Raw genomic sequence first — 16,327 nt, forward strand, 5'->3', positions numbered from 1 at the left:
AAGGAATAAATAATGAGTAAGAACGTTTATCAATTTATCGATGTTAAACGCATTGATCCGCCAAAAAAGCCAATTGAGCAGCGAAAAATTGATTTTGTTGAGATTTATCAAGGCTTAAGCTCAGAACAAAGTAAAGGCCAAGCCGATCGTTGTCTAGACTGCGGTAACCCTTATTGCGAGTGGAAATGCCCTGTCCATAATTACATCCCACAGTGGCTTGAACTCGTTACCGAAGGGAAAATTTTTGAAGCGGCCGAGCTGTGTCATCAAACGAACAGTTTGCCTGAAATGTGCGGTCGAGTATGCCCGCAAGACAGATTGTGCGAATCCGCTTGTACTTTAAACGATGAGTTTGGCGCAGTAACTATCGGCAATATCGAAAAATACATCACCGATACTGCATTTGAACAAGGTTGGACGCCTGATTTATCTCAAGTTGTTAAGCTCAATAAGCGAGTCGCAATAATTGGTGCCGGCCCGGCTGGTTTAGCTTGTGCCGACGTATTAACCCGCAACGGCGTTGACTGCGTTGTTTACGACAAACACTCAGAGATAGGCGGCCTGCTGACCTTCGGTATTCCGTCGTTTAAATTAGAAAAAGACATTATTGTTCGCCGCCGTAAAATCTTCGAAGGCATGGGCATTGAGTTTCGCCTTAACACTCATGTTGGCGTCGATATTGAATTTAGCGCGATCAGTGATGAGTTTGATGCCGTATTTCTAGCGCTTGGTACATATACCAGTATGCAAGCTGGCTTTGCCAACGAAAGTGCCCCAGGTGTATACAAAGCATTAGACTTTTTAATTGCCAACACGCAGAAAGTCATGAATATCACACAAGGTGCACTGCCTTACGTCGATATGGCAAACAAAAAAGTGGTCGTTTTAGGTGGCGGTGACACGGCGATGGACTGTGTAAGAACGTCAATTCGACAAGGTGCTAGCAGTGTAACTTGTGCCTATCGACGCGACGAAGCTAATATGCCGGGTTCGCCGCGCGAAGTACAGAACGCTAAAGAAGAAGGCGTGATATTTGAATTTAATATTCAACCACTCGATATCGAAATCGATGATAGCGGTAATGTTACTGGCGTGAAGTTTGTCAAAACAGAGCTTGGCGCACCAGATGCCAACGGCCGACGCTCGCCACAAGCGATAGAAGGCTCAGAGTTTGTTATGCCAGCTGACGCAGTAATCATTGCTTTTGGTTTCTTACCAAGCCCACCTGCATGGATGACAGAAGCCGGTGTAAGCATCGATGAAAAAGGTCGGGTGATCGCCACCGAACATTCTGATTTTGCCATGCAAACCAGTAAGCAAAATGTTTTTGCTGGTGGTGATATGGTACTTGGCTCGGATTTAGTTGTAACAGCCATTGATCAGGGTCGAAAAGCGGCATTGGGCATTTTAGATTTCGTCCTTGAGTGTGAGGTCACCCAAGCATCTTAAACTTATAAATCCTACCCAATATAAACGCCATGAAGCCACGCTTTATGGCGTTTTTTTTCATTTTTTTACTCAGCCTATTTGATATTTTTCGATCGACAATGTTCATCCTTTTGTCTGTTTCAGTCATTGGCACCTTTTGCAAAATTATTAGTATAAAAGACAACACTCCCCCCTTTACTGAAGTAACAGATAGGAAACAATATGAGTCAAATTACATTTAACGATCGCGTAGTTATTGTGACTGGCGCCGGTAACGGATTAGGTAAAGCATACGCCTTAGAATTTGCCAAACGCGGTGCCAAAGTAGTCGTGAATGACTTAGGTGGTTCATTTGACGGTGAAGGTTCAAGTAGTGCTGCAGCTGATATCGTAGTTAATGAAATTAAAGCCGCAGGTGGCGAAGCTGTCGCAAACTATGACTCGGTTGAGTATGGCGACAAGATCGTCAAAACCGCTATCGACAGCTTTGGCCGTGTCGATATTGTTATCAATAATGCGGGTTTCTTGCGTGACTCAAGCTTTAGCAAATTAACTGATGACAACTGGCAGGCGATTCAAAACGTTCATGTAAATGGCGCCTATTCAGTAACCAAAGCAGCTTGGCCATACATGGTTGAACAAAACTTTGGTCGAGTGATTTTCACCACATCAGCGGCAGGTATTTACGGTAATTTTGGCCAAGCAAACTACAGCGCGGCAAAATCAGCACTACTTGGTTTAGGTAAAACACTCGCTTTAGAAGGCGCTCGTAAAAATATTCATGTTAACGTTATTGCGCCAATTGCCGGTTCACGCTTAACGGAAACGATTTGGCCCGATGAAGTTCTTCGTGCGACGTCACCAGACTACGTTGTACCTTTAGTCATCAAATTAAGCAGTGATGACAACAGTGAAACAGGTGGTGTTTTTGAAGTGGGCGCAAGTTGGTTTGCTAAGATTAGAATAGAACGAACCAGAGGCTATGCCTTTGGTGTAGAGCACAATATTAGCGCGGAAGATGTTGCCAGTAAATGGGAGCAGATTTGCGATTTTACTGATGCACAACCGGCTGAAAGTATTATTAGTACCTTCCACGCGGTTGGCGACATGGTCGGTTTAGATTTGCTTAACGCAAAGAAATAAGGAGCATAGTATGAATGCAAGAATAGCCGGCGTAGGCATGACAAAATTTTGTAAGCCAGGCCAACAAGAACCCTACAGAGTAATGGCAAGTAAAGCGATCATTGAAGCGCTTAAAGACGCAGGTATTAGCTACCAACACGTTCAACAAGCTTATGCGAGCTATATCTATGGTGACAGTACCTGTGGTCAACACGCCCTTTACGACGTTGGTATGACAGGTATTCCCGTGATTAACGTCAACAACAACTGCTCTTCAGGTTCAACAGCGCTATACTTAGCGCGCCAAGCGGTTAAATCTGGTGCTGTTGAATGTGCTCTAGCCTTTGGTTTTGAAGAAATGCAGCCAGGTGCCTTAGGCTCTCATTGGGATGATCGCGAATCACCATTTGCCAATATGCTCGATACCTTGGCTAAAGTATCTAATGCACCAGAAGGACCACTAGCTCTGCGCATGTTTGGTCAAGCAGGCACTGCCTATATCGAAAAGTACGGTGCTAACCCTGATATTTTCGGGAAAGTGTCAGTGAAAACACGCAGCCATGCAGTAAATAACCCGTATTCATTATTTACCAACGAGTTAACGTTAGAAGAAGTGATGAACTCACCGACTATCTTCCCACCGTATTTAACGCGTTTTATGGCTTGTCCACCAACCTGTGGCGCCGCCGCTGTTGTTGTTTGTTCTGAAGCATTTGCTAAGAAGCACAGCATCAATGCCAACGTTGAAATTGTTGGTCAAGCAATGGCAACCGACTTAGAGGGCTCATGGACAGATCCAATGAAGCTTATCGGTAGCGAAATGACGGCGCACGCAGCGCGTCAAGTATACGAGCAAGCTGGCATGGGCCCAGAAGCAGTACAAGTGGTTGAATTACACGACTGTTTCACAACCAATGAAGTGATCACCTATGAAGGTTTAGGCTTGTGTGGCGAAGGTCAAGCTGAGCAGTTTATCAATGACAAGCAAAACACTTATGGCGGCCAGTTTGTCGTTAACCCATCAGGCGGTTTGATGTCTAAAGGTCATCCAATTGGTGCTACTGGTTTAGCTCAGTGTACTGAACTTGTTTGGCATTTACGCGGCGCAGCAGGCAAACGCCAAGTAGAAGGTGCTAACGTAGCACTGCAACACAATCTAGGTTTAGGTGGCGCAGCCGTTGTTACCATGTACCAAAAAGTTAACTAAAACCAAGCTTAAACGCTCGATGCTATAAGGCGGTAATGAATTAACGTTCAAGCGTTAAAGCATTATCGCCTTTGTCTTTGATAGGCTTGTATCTTAATCCTTCCTTAGGCACACTATCAGCAATAAAAATTGCAGTTGAGAAAACAATGACAAACTTAGAAACCGCTAAAGTACAAATCGGTCAAATGCTACAAATGCAAGATGCGATGAATTCTCGTGTCAGCGAAACATGGCGCGAAAACAACTACGAATGGTACCGCGCCATTTGGGTTGAGTGTGCAGAAATGCTTGATCATCACGGCTGGAAGTGGTGGAAGCATCAAGAAATCGACGTTGCACAAGTACAATTAGAATTAGTGGATATTTTCCACTTCGGTTTAAGTTTGCGCTTGATGGCACAAAACGATGTTGAAAAAGTCGCTGAGCAACTCACTCAAGATTTATCGTTAACCAGTAACGAAGGTGACTTTAAGATTGCATTAGAGTCATTAGCTTCTGATGCTGTTACCAATAAAGCGTTTAACGGTTTAGCCTTCGCTGATTGTATGCGTTTAATGGACATGGATTTAACGGAGCTATTTCGTCAGTACGTAGGTAAAAACACCCTCAATTTTTTCCGCCAAGACCACGGCTACAAAGATGGCACTTACATCAAAGTGTGGCACGGTAAAGAAGACAACGAAGTATTAGCCGAAGTGGTTAATGAATTAGACGTAACTCACCCTGATTTTCAAAGCCAAGTCTACAACGCGTTAAAAGCGCACTACCCAAGCTAAAATCAAAGTCCTCGAATCATAGCGAATAGCCCACTACCTACTAGCTATTCGCTTGTTCACTCCCCCACTATGGTACTAAGGTAGCAAATCAATTTTCTACCGACTTCCTTACACTCTATCTCTGTTTTAAATGAGTTTAATAAGAGTGTGTTATGTTAAAAGGAAAAGTTGCTTTAATTACCGGTTCAACCAGTGGTATTGGCCTCGCAACCGCCCATGTACTTGCCGAACACGGCGTTAATATTGTCTTACATGGTTTACTTGACGATGAGGCTGGCAGGCAACTTGCTGAGCAATTCAACCAACAATATCAAATAAACACCTTATTTAACAACGCTGACATTCGCCAACCATCGGCTATCGCTAACCTAATTGAACAAACGCAACAAACCTTAGGTGACATCGATATTTTGGTGAACAATGCTGGAATTCAACACACTGAACGGGTTGAGCATTTCCCACCGAATAAATGGGATGACATTATCGCCATAAACCTCAGCTCGGCGTTCCACTTAATTCAACAAACCTTACCTATGATGAGTAAAAATAATTGGGGTAGGATCATCAATATTGCCTCAGTTCACGGCTTAGTCGCCTCAAAAAATAAAGCCGCCTACTGCGCCGCAAAACACGGATTAATCGGGTTAACCAAAGTCGTCGCCCTTGAAAATGCCGAACTCGGTATTACCGCTAATTCGATATGTCCGGGCTGGGTTGATACACCGTTAATTAATCATCAAATCAAGGAAATCGCCGAACAAAAACAACTGACGATTGAGCAAGCAAAATATGATTTGATCACCGCCAAACAGCCACTACCTGAAATGATGGATCCGAGGCAAATTGGCGAATTCATTGTCTTTTTATGTAGTGATGCCGCTCGTTCTATCACCGGTGCCTCACTGCCAATGGACGGCGCTTGGACCGCGCAATAGCATTACAACATGTTTGATCATTATCATGTTGTAATGCATCCTCTAGCACGGCGAAATCATCGCTAAAGTAAACAGTAAACGACGCTATAGCACTAAAGTGCCATGGTTTTATTGACGATATCTCGCCAAGATTACATAACCCAATAACTCACAGGAAAGGTGATGAGCAAAATTATCAAGCTTTGCACACTGCTTCTCATCAGCGTCAGCATGACAAGTCATGCAAGTTTCAAAACGCTGGAAAACTTTGGCGCCAATCCCGGCGAACTTACGGCAAGTTACCTTCAGCCGAAAAAAGCTAAGCCGATTGCTGTAGTGTTGTTACACGGCTGTGTCCAAAATGGCCAGCAGTTTGCTAGCGACAGCGGTTTTGTCGCCCTTGCCAACGAGCGAGCGTTTAACCTTTTAGTGCCGCAACAATCACCGAGTAATAATATTCAATCGTGTTTTAATTGGTTTTCAAGCCAAGATATCGAGCGCGATCAAGGTGAGCTGTTATCACTAAAAAACATGATTAGCGCTTTTGCCAAACAAACGCAAAGTAGCCAGGTTTATATCGCTGGGCTGTCTGCTGGAGGCGCTATGACAAGTGCCCTGATGTATCACTATCCTAACCTTTTTAACGGCGTAGCAATCGTTGGAGGCATTCCCTATCCATGTGCCGACAACTTAACCAAAGCGATTTCTTGTATGCGCTTGGGGCCGAGCCAAACGCCAGAACAACTTGCCAATCAGATCACAAGTAACGCCAGCACAGCACTCAACACTTTACCTAGATTATCGATCTGGACCGGTAGCGCAGATGCTGTGGTCAATCCTAAAAACGCCAATTACCTTGCGATGCAATGGCTTGGCATCAATAAGCAAGCATTAACGAGTACTACAGCTAAACAGTCTGGCTATCAAAAGACCAGTTGGAAAAACGACAAAGATCAGGTGCTGTTAGAGCTCGTTGAGCTTGATGAGATTGGTCACGGCATGATGATCAACCGCGAGCAAAATCGCGCTGAAAAAGCGGGGGATTATCTAATACCGTCACCGCTTAGCGCATCAAAAAACATCGTAGAATTTTGGTTTAACAATCAATAAAAACAACCTAAAACAATAAATATCAAAAGCTTAGATGGCATACTACTATAGTACAAATTATTTTTTAGACATCTTGATATAGAGTTTTATGCAGCTAAGAAAACAGGCTTAACAAGCCAAGATAAAAAGATATAAAAAATATAAATCGGGGAAAACTATGAACAAACGTGTCACGCAAAAAAGCTGCCTTGCCCTTGCAATCGCAACGGCATTGACCAGCAACATCACCTTGGCTCAAGACTCAGCGAGTGAAGCTGCCGAGCAAAAAGGTTTAGAGCGCATTGAAGTCACAGCGCGAAGAACCGTAGAGAGCTTACAAGAAGTACCAGTTGCCGTTACCTCAATTAGTGCTGACGAATTAGCCGAAAATGGCATAGAAGTGATCACCGAAGTTCAGCAGTTTTCGCCAAACACCACCTTGCAACGCAGCCGTGGTACCAACTCTACAATCACGGCATTTATTCGCGGCGTTGGTCAGCAAGATCCACTTTGGGGCTATGAGCCGGGTGTAGGTATTTACATCGATGATATCTACATGGCAAGACCACAAGGCGCTGTACTCGATTTACTCGATGTTGAGCGTGTTGAAGTGTTACGCGGCCCGCAAGGTACGTTATACGGCAAAAACACCATAGGTGGTGCGATTAAATACGTCACCAAAGAAATGTCTGGCGATATGGAGCTTAAGGTACAAGGCACCATAGGTAGCTACGATCAGCGCGATCTTAAAGTTACCGGTCAAATTCCATTGATTGAAGACAAACTTTATTTTGGTTTTGGCGCGGCGAGTTTAAACCGCGACGGCTTCGGTGAATTCTTAGAATCAGACTTACCTGATCAAGATACTCAAAACTACAACAAAGATGTTGTCGCGAGTCGCTTTACCTTAGAATTTCGCCCAAGCGACGAGCTATTTTTCCGCTTAAACTACGATAAAACCACCGATGATTCGAATGCTAAAGGTGGTTACCGCTTACTGCCGAGTATCTTGACCGATGCGCCTGTTCCTGACAGTGTTTTTGACTCATACACGAGCTTGCCAACGTGGAATAAAGTTGAACTTGAAGGTTTGAGCTTGACTGCCCAATGGCAATTATCAGATGCAACTAACTTAAAATATGTTGCCGCTAAGCGCGAAAGTTATTCACCAACTAATATTGATTTCGACAACACGCCACTACGCATTTTTGACGTACCGGCTATTTACGATGATGAGCAAACGTCACATGAATTACAGCTCAATCATTACGGCGATAACTACAAGTTTGTCTCGGGCTTATATTATTACGATGGCGAGTCGTGTGGTCAGTTCGAAGCCATTCTAGAAGTACTCGGCAATGCACTAGGCGCACCGGGGCTTACCCGTGAGGTTACCGGTTGTAATAACTCAACCAGTACCGCTGCCTACGCCCAAGTATCTTATGATTTCACAGATAAGTGGTCAGCAACCCTCGGTGCTCGCTACACCAAAGATAAAAAAGAGGCTTATGTTAATAACGGGCTTATTTTTGCCACGGTTTACCCAGAATCAGGTTGGTTACCTGGCTATATTCGCCCCGAAGGCGAGCTCGTGCCAGAAGTGTTAAACGATTCCGAAGATTGGTCAAAATTCACGCCGCGCATCGGTGTTGAATATCAAGCCAATCGCGACTTAATGTTTTTTGCCAGCTTTGCCCAAGGCTTTAAATCAGGGACATTCAACCCTCGAGCAACGACCGCCGAACCAGCTGCCGATCCTGAAGATGTTGATTCATTTGAGCTCGGTATGAAAAGCGAATGGTTAGACAATCGCCTTCGCGCCAACGTCACGCTATTTGCCTTAGATCACAAAAACCGCCAATACATTTCTGTACTACCGGGCGAAAGCGCTGCTGACTTAAACCAACGCTTAGGTAATATCGGTACGTCAGAGGCAAGTGGTATTGAAGCAGAATTTACCTATTTAGCAACTGAAAACCTATTGCTTACTGCGAGTATTGGTACTATCGACTCAGAGTTTAAAGAAGTTATTGATTATGATACCGATGGCAACCCATTTGATAAATCTGAAAACTTCAGTATTTCAAATACGCCTGACTACACCTACAACCTAGGGGCAAGTTACACCTTAGAGTCAAACCTAGGTGACTTCATTTTTAACGCGAATTATTACTACCGCGATGATTATGTCTTGTTTGAAGAAAACAGCTTATTAACACAAGAAGGTTACGGATTGCTTAACTTAGGCATTAATTGGTATAGCACTGATGGCAACTGGAGCGCGGGTTTACACGCGAAAAACGTCACTGATGAAGAATACATGATCGGTGGCTACCAGTTTGTCACGCCAACACCAGATGGTGACTATTTACCGGGGCTAGGTGGCGATAACACCTTAATCGGTTACTACGGTGATCCGCAAACCATTAGCCTCACCGTGAGTTATCAGTTTTAATCAAAGACATTAAGAGCTGGCAATCGTCAGCTCTTTTTTTCATAATCAAATTAGACTCAACTTCAGGAGCCAAATATGTCGAGTGCAAAAATTGCCATTGCCGATGACCACCCTTTATTTCGCGCAGCGCTCAAGCAGGCGATTGGAGAATGCTTGGCTGGCGAAACGACCTTAGAAGCAGACAGCTTTGGTGAATTACTCACGCTAGTTGAAAATAACCCGACCATAGAAATCGTATTTCTCGATTTACACATGCCGGGCAATGATGGTTTTACTGGTCTAGCACAACTGCAAAACCACTATCCAGATTTGGTTGTGATTATGGTCTCATCAGAAGACAATCCACAAACCATGCAAAAGGCGATTAACTTTGGCGCTGCCGCTTTTATTCCAAAATCAGCTAACTTAACCACCATTAGCCAAGCCATAGGCTGTGTTCTTGAAGGTGAAATTTGGCTACCCGAAAATATAACCCTAACGACGGACCAACAAGCCGATAATGCCCATCAGACATTAGCAAAACAGCTTGGCCAGTTGACCCCGCAACAGTATGTTGTGTTAACCATGATCGCTGATGGTCAACTCAACAAACAAATCGCCTATGATTTAGCGATCAAAGAAACCACCGTCAAAAAACACGTATCAGCGATACTAACCAAACTTGAAGTCAGCAACCGAACACTGGCTGGCCTTAAATACCAGCAATTAATGTTAAGCGGTGCTACTCAAGAGCTCGCCTCATAAATTAGCGGTTTAATTGGGTATTAACTGTTTGATTAAACGCTTTAACGCCAGTGGTTTAATTGGCTTGCGCAAAAATTGAAAGTTGGCATTGCTGGTGTGTTGGCGCACCGATTCAGAAGGATCCGCCGAACAAATCACACACGGTACTTGCCAGTTGTGTTTTGCTAATAATGATTCAATCACATCAACGCCATTTTGCTGATCATCTAAGTGATAATCAGCAATAATCAACTCAGGCTCAGCCGACAACTGATCAACACATTGAACTAAGCTCGCTTCATCTTTTGCGATTACAACATCGCATCCCCATTCAGTTAACTGTGAAGAGAGCGCGGTTAGCATTAACGGATCGTTATCCAGTAACACCACTGACAAGTTCATCTGTGAGCTTGCCTTTGCATCTGAACCATTTGCGTTGGTTTGCTCACTTGTGGCTAAGGATTGATAACTACGCGGCACATCAATCATAAAACACGTGCCCTTGCCCACAGTGGAGCAAACACCAATTTGTAAGCCAAGAAGGCTGGCGATTCGCTCTGAAATCGCTAAACCTAACCCTAAACCTGGGATTTCACGATTTTGCTCTAGGCGCTCAAACTCTTGGAAGATTGTTTTTTGTTTATCTTCGGGAATACCCGGGCCGTTATCCCACACTTGAATGCGAATGTTGTTTTGGTGTCGGCGCACGCCTAAAAGTATTTTTGCATCACGCGCAACTTGATTCGTTGGTGCTTGGCAATAGTGAACGGCATTCGACAAGAAGTTTTGCAAGATGCGCCTTAGCAAGCGTTTATCTGTTGCTATGACAACGGCGCTGTCAACAAAGCAAAACTCAATGTCGGCTTGTTGAGCTAAAGCGGTAAATTCATTATTCAGTGGCGTTAACAATTCACTTAGCGCAAATGTTGACGGCTCAGTTTTCTCTGAGCCACCATCAAGGCGAGAGATTTCCACTAAATCTGATAACAGCGCCTCCACCACAGTCAAAGAATCATCAATATGATTAGCAAGTTCGGTTAATTCTTGCCCCTGTACTTTTTTCTTCAACATTGAAGTAAACAGGCTCAAGGCATTAAACGGTTGCATTAAGTCATGACTTGCAGCAGCGAGAAATCGCGTCTTACTACTATTTGCCGCTTCGGCTTGCGCTTTGGCTTTTTGCAATTCTTCAGTGCGAATTGCAACGCGTTTTTCAAGGAGTTCATTGGCTTGTTGTAAAGCTTTTTCCGCTTCAATATGAGCACTTATATCGCTAAAGGTACTGACAAACCCACCACCTGGCATCGGTTGGCCTCTAATTTCTAATACCGTACCGTTTGGCATTGTTCGCTGAAAATAATGGCGGGTCCCCAAACGCATATGCTCCACCCGCTTGGCAACCAAGGCATCGGCTTCATCGCCAGAGATAATACCGCGCTCAACATTAAAGCGGATCAGTACCTCAATCGGCATGCCCGCAACCACTAATTCTGCAGGGTAATCAAGTAATTCAATGTAGCGATTATTCCACGCAACCAAGCGCATTTGAGAGTCAATCACACTAATACCTTGTTCAATATTCTCAACACCTGATTGCAGTAACTCGCGATTAAACTGAAACATTTTACTGGCTTCATCAACAATACTCACGACATCAGCCAGTGGTACTTCTTCAATGTTAGCCGCCGCATTCATCACCATACTCGTTGAGGCACTGCCTAGTACCCCTGATAACTGAAGCTGAGTGTATTCAATTAACTCATCGCTGGTTTTACTCGGGTGAATACCCTGCGCTTTGGCATAGACTAATAAGTCATCGGCAGCTTGTTTACTGATAAAGCGCTGTAACAAACTGTATAAATCTTTGGTGGTTAATTGACGTTGATTCGGGGATTTTTTCTTATTAACAAAGACTTCAGCTTGCAGCTGCTCACCGATACTGCGACGACTAAACAGTGAGACCAAAATAAAACACAGTAAATTAAGAGCAAGAGAGAAAAACACACCATGAGAAATACTATCGAGTGAATTAACGCCGAATAATGCCTGAGGTTTGAGCCAAGCAATATTTAACGGCCCATGCTCAACCCAACTCGCAGTTGTGAAAATAAGCGGTAATAACAAGGTGTATAGCCACACCATGCTGCCGATCAAAACACTTGATAATGCCGCGCTAGTCGTCGCTTTTCGCCAATACAAGGCGCCAAACACCGCTGGCGCAAATTGCGATAATAAAACGAATGACAGTAACCCGATACTGGCTAAATGACTTTGCTGACCGACTAAACGCTCAAAGGTGAAAGCCATCAATAAAATCACCGCGATGGTAATACGACGTAAGTTAAGTAGTAAACCCGACAGTTGCGGCGCCGCTTTTGAACTATACAGTTTAAATTTTAAGATCACTGGCGTAAGGATTTCTGTCGAGATCATGGTGCTCAAAACAATCGCAGCAATCACCACCATACTCGTTGCTGCCGCTAACCCGCCAACATAGGCGAGCACACCTAACCACGCTTGCTGATGAAATAGCGGTAAACTCAAAACAAATGAATCAGGATTAACACTGCCGCCAGGGAAGCTCAACAAACCGGCTATTGCGATTGGTAAAACAAACACATTAATCGCAATCAGGTAGACGGGATATAACCATCTTGCGGTACGCAACTCACTTTCACGATGGTTTTCTATCATCGTCATGTGAAATTGTTGCGGTAAAATAAAGATGGTAATTGCACCTAACACTGCCTGTGCTAACCCCAAATACCAACTGCTTGATTCAACAGGCGCTTCTATTAGCGCTTGTTTATCCCGCAAATCGGCAAAGCCATCAAACAAAAAGAAGGTCGCAAAAATGCCAATAGCAGTGAGAGCCAATAATTTAACAATCGAGCTAAACGCGATAGCTAACACCAGCCCGGGGTTTTGCTTACTGGCAGAGAGTTGCTGGGTACCAAACAAAATACTAAAGGCAATTAATACTAGGGTAACGATAAACGCGGTACTCACACCGATTTGAAAGGTGCCGGTGAGTAAATCAAAACTGGCGCTAATCGCCCGTAATTGCAAGGCGATATATGGCACCAAGCCAGCAAGTGCGACGAGGGCTACCACGGCGGCGACTTTGGGGGATTTGTCATAACGGCAAGCAATGAAATCAGCAAGCGAGGTCAAGTTTTGCTGCTTGATGATCCGCAATGTTTTGAGCAACATCGGCCACGCGAAAATAAAAAATAAGATAGTGCCAATGTAAATCGGTGCTAACCACTCACGAGTTTGCGCCGCTTGCCCGACGGTGCCGTAAAACGCCCATGAGGTACAACTAACACCTAACGAGAGGCTGTAAACCCAAGGCTTATTGGTCCATGTTTTACTGTGTTGTCCCCAATAGGCAACCACAAACAAAAACGACAAGTAAGCAATTGATATAAATGTCACCAACCACGTATCAAGCGACTGCCAAGCTAACAAACAAAATCCTTATTTAAGATGTTGTATACCTATTGATTTGATTGAGCATATCACGAATCACATATCGCGATAGTGCACTAAGGTAGTACTTATTTTTATAAAAGCTTGCGATAACCTAACAATCTGTATTCTAGATCGTCAAATTATCTTTATGAAAATAACCAATAAGTACTTCGTTGAAGCACTCGTTTTTTTTAGTTACGTTTTATTTGCCATGGCATGGGTTGGCGGCACCGCAAGTATGAGCCAAATCATGCAGTCGATGGGCATAGATAGCTTGGCCGACGCGAGTTTTATTAGTGGTGCGGTGACCTTGGCAAAAATAGTCGGGACATTTGGCGCCGCGTGGTTATCGGTAAAATACGGCGTAAAAATGGCCTTTTTTATCGCCAGTTTGCTGATCACCATCGGCATATCTACGCCCTATTCGCCTAATTACGAAGTCTTATTAGTCAGCCGTTTTTTAATGGGGTTAGGCGGCGCTTTTATGATTGTCTATTTTAACCCTATTGTTTTGCAGTGGTTCTCGGTTGACGAGCGCCCGATCGTTAACGGTTTAAATGCTGTCGCATTTAACGTAGGTACTGGCGTGGTGCTATGGCTGATGGATGATATCAATCAGGTAACCGGCAGTTGGCAACTCAGCCTGACCCTATTTTCCCTCGCCAGTTTAGTACTCGCATTGGCTTGGCTATTTGTCGATTTTAAGCAGCCAACGACAACAAACAACCAAATAGATCAAGATAATGGCTACAGCTACAGCCAAGGCTTTAAAGATAAATTCAACTGGATTTATGCCTTTACCTACTCAGGTTTACTCGCTTTCTATATTTGTTTATTCACCTTTTACCCGAAAGCGGGTATCAGCCAAAGTAAGTGGGTCATTGGCTTTGGTATTATAGGCACCATCGCCGGCATTTTATACAGTAAAAAAGTCAAGCAACGCCTCCCCGTGATCCGTTGGTCAGGCCTTATTATGACGATCAGTTTAGTTGGGCTATCGTTTGGCCAAAGCCCGTGGTTGGTATTACTATCCGCCGTCGTATTGGGCTTTTTTATCTTTTTTCCAATTACCGCTTTGGTGTCGATTCCCCACGAATTGCCGAACATGACGCCTGCTCGTGTCACTGTAATTTTCAGCCTGTTTTATTCGATTAGTTACTTGATCGCGACCGCAATTTTATGGCTATTTGGCAAATTAGTTGATATCAACCAAGGCGACTATCACATGTCGCTCATCTTAATTTGCTTGTTGAGCTTAACCTTTTTTATCGGCAGTTTCTTTTTACCTGAAACTCACCCTAAAACATCCGCATCACAACACAAGGAATAAGCTAATGCGTGGAACTGTTTCGCAAAAACTCGCCGCATTTCTTGAACAGGTTAATCAAGCAATAGCAGATAACCAAGGCGTGCCCTTTGAGGTGGAAACCACCCGTAACAACTTAAACAACCTAGCGAATTTGATGCCGCAAGGGCCAGCTATCGCCGAAATCAAAAATATTTGCTTAAAACGCGATGGTGCTTTGATCCCAATTCGAATATATCACCCTGAGCCGACACGTGCCTTGCCTGTGATAGTCCATTTTCACGGCGGTGGTCATATGTGCGGCAGTGTTGATTTATACGATCCGATTAGTCGTCAACTTGCTGATAACTGTCAATGTATTGTCATCGCTGTCGATTACCGATTAGCGCCTGAGTCCCCCTATCCCACTGGCCTTAACGATTGCGAATTTGCGCTAAGACATATTGACACCATACTCAAAGGCATGCACCACCAAAACACCACGATTCTTGTTGGCGATAGCGCAGGCGGGGCAATTTGCTCATCGCTAGCAATGAAAGCGCAAGATGATGATAGCCTCAATATCGACAAGCAAGTGCTCATTTACCCGAGCGTCGACTACACCATGAGCTCAACGTCTTTTGTAGAAAACGGCAATGGTTTTTTATTAGAAAAAGAAAAAGTGATTTGGTATTTCGAGCAATATTTTCAGACTAACGATACGCTCGAAACAAGAGTTAAGGCATCACCACTGATGGCGACATTCTCAGATAGATTACCAGAAACCTTAGTGATTACCGCAGGCTGCGATCCACTTAGAGATGAAGGACTCGGTTATGTTGAAGCGCTAAAAAATGCCGGAGCAAACTGCCAATATATTCAATTTGACGGCATGATCCACGCTTACATGTTATTGCAAAATTTGGTAGAGCAAGAATGCCAACACACATACCAACTGATCAATCAATTTATCCACGGTGAATAAAGCCAAAGCGGTAAATAAAGCTAATGATAAAACAAAGAATAAAAACGAGGATCTAAAACGATCTGGCACATTCCCTGCTTATCCATAGATAAAACAAAACATCGTCAAAATTTTGTAGGAGTTATCTATGGAACTCATTTTATTTGCCATGATCAGCTTAATTGTTGTTGTAGCGTTATTAGCAAGCAAGCTTAATGACAATAGCTTTCCATTTCCTTTCGACAAAAAACAAGCAGTGTTCACGCCTGCCGAAAAACACTTCCACCTGTTACTTGAAAAAGCCGTTGGTGAAGATTTTCGGGTGATTAATCGAGTTAAATTGAGCGATATTGTCACCGTGCGCAATGGTGTTTCAGCAAAAGCAAGTCAAGCGGCAGCAAACAATGCTCGCGGTAAGTATTTAGACTTTGTCATTTGCGATAAAGAGACCATGGCGCTATTAGGCACTATTGATTTAGTTGACACTCAAGGCAAGGGTTACAAAGTCAAAAAAGATTGGTTTGTTTCTGGCGCGTTAGAAGCAGCATCAATTCCGCACATTCGCATCAAGGTAAAAGGCAATTACACCTTAGATGAGATCCGCGCTTGTGTTAACTCGAAAATTTTAGGTAACAAAGCACCTAAGCCTCGCTTCAAAGGTCGTGTCATTCCTGCGCCACTGGTAAAAGCACGCCCTAAAAATACCGGAGTGGTGTCACAAGCTGCTGCCAACATAGCGGCAGAGCCACAAGTGTCAGGCCAGCTTAGTGCGCCGCCTAGAGCTGCACTACCACACTAAGACCAATTGCAATAATGAATTATCTCGGTGTTTAGCGGACTCAGGTCCGCTTTTTTATTGGCCGAGTTTTACTATAACTAGTTACAGCTTT

The 16,327-nt window shown here is 43.9% G+C and carries 12 protein-coding genes; 11 read left to right on the forward strand and 1 reads right to left on the reverse strand.

Annotated elements, in window-relative coordinates:
* The first annotated feature begins 12 nt into the window (after positions 1 to 12).
* The 8 genes from LP316_RS01690 (at position 13) to LP316_RS01725 (ending at position 9,735) form a co-directional block, all read left to right on the forward strand.
* Positions 13 to 1,449, forward strand: a complete 1,437-nt coding sequence (locus LP316_RS01690; RefSeq protein ID WP_193022377.1) for an FAD-dependent oxidoreductase — start codon at positions 13 to 15, stop codon at positions 1,447 to 1,449.
* 201 nt (positions 1,450 to 1,650) lie between these two features.
* Positions 1,651 to 2,571 carry an SDR family oxidoreductase gene (locus LP316_RS01695; protein ID WP_193022378.1) on the forward strand — a complete coding sequence of 307 codons (921 nt, stop codon included), beginning with the start codon at positions 1,651 to 1,653 and terminating at the stop codon, positions 2,569 to 2,571.
* Between the two features lie 10 nt (positions 2,572 to 2,581).
* Positions 2,582 to 3,757 (forward strand): lipid-transfer protein, encoded by a 1,176-nt coding sequence (locus LP316_RS01700; protein ID WP_193022379.1) that lies wholly within the window; start codon positions 2,582 to 2,584, stop codon positions 3,755 to 3,757.
* Positions 3,758 to 3,903: 146 nt separating this feature from the next.
* Positions 3,904 to 4,533 carry a dUTP diphosphatase gene (locus LP316_RS01705; protein WP_193022380.1) on the forward strand — a complete coding sequence of 210 codons (630 nt, stop codon included), beginning with the start codon at positions 3,904 to 3,906 and terminating at the stop codon, positions 4,531 to 4,533.
* A gap of 152 nt (positions 4,534 to 4,685) precedes the next feature.
* On the forward strand, positions 4,686 to 5,468 hold the full coding sequence (locus LP316_RS01710) for a 3-hydroxybutyrate dehydrogenase (protein ID WP_193022381.1): 783 nt from the start codon (positions 4,686 to 4,688) through the stop codon (positions 5,466 to 5,468).
* 162 nt (positions 5,469 to 5,630) lie between these two features.
* Entirely contained in the window at positions 5,631 to 6,557 is a 927-nt protein-coding gene (locus LP316_RS01715) for an alpha/beta hydrolase family esterase (protein ID WP_193022382.1), read from the forward strand.
* 157 nt (positions 6,558 to 6,714) lie between these two features.
* Positions 6,715 to 8,991: a TonB-dependent receptor gene (locus LP316_RS01720; protein ID WP_193022383.1), complete on the forward strand. Its 2,277-nt coding sequence runs from the start codon at positions 6,715 to 6,717 to the stop codon at positions 8,989 to 8,991.
* Positions 8,992 to 9,066: 75 nt separating this feature from the next.
* Positions 9,067 to 9,735: a response regulator transcription factor gene (locus LP316_RS01725; protein WP_193022384.1), complete on the forward strand. Its 669-nt coding sequence runs from the start codon at positions 9,067 to 9,069 to the stop codon at positions 9,733 to 9,735.
* Between the two features lie 9 nt (positions 9,736 to 9,744).
* Here the strand turns inward: LP316_RS01725 and LP316_RS01730 are convergent, their stop codons facing one another.
* On the reverse strand, positions 9,745 to 13,185 hold the full coding sequence (locus LP316_RS01730) for a PAS domain-containing hybrid sensor histidine kinase/response regulator (protein ID WP_193022385.1): 3,441 nt from the start codon (positions 13,183 to 13,185) through the stop codon (positions 9,745 to 9,747).
* A 151-nt stretch (positions 13,186 to 13,336) separates the two neighbouring features.
* Here LP316_RS01730 and LP316_RS01735 point away from each other — a divergent pair, with 151 nt between their 5' ends.
* From LP316_RS01735 to LP316_RS01745, 3 genes are all read left to right on the forward strand, one after another.
* Complete coding sequence (locus LP316_RS01735) at positions 13,337 to 14,518, forward strand: CynX/NimT family MFS transporter (protein WP_193022386.1); 1,182 nt, start codon at positions 13,337 to 13,339, stop codon at positions 14,516 to 14,518.
* 4 nt (positions 14,519 to 14,522) lie between these two features.
* Entirely contained in the window at positions 14,523 to 15,458 is a 936-nt protein-coding gene (locus LP316_RS01740) for an alpha/beta hydrolase (protein ID WP_193022387.1), read from the forward strand.
* Between the two features lie 127 nt (positions 15,459 to 15,585).
* On the forward strand, positions 15,586 to 16,236 hold the full coding sequence (locus LP316_RS01745; RefSeq protein WP_193022388.1) for a DUF2726 domain-containing protein: 651 nt from the start codon (positions 15,586 to 15,588) through the stop codon (positions 16,234 to 16,236).
* Positions 16,237 to 16,327: the final 91 nt, after the last annotated feature.

Source organism: Thalassotalea sp. LPB0316, assembly GCF_014898095.1.
GTDB lineage: Bacteria > Pseudomonadota > Gammaproteobacteria > Enterobacterales > Alteromonadaceae > Thalassotalea_G.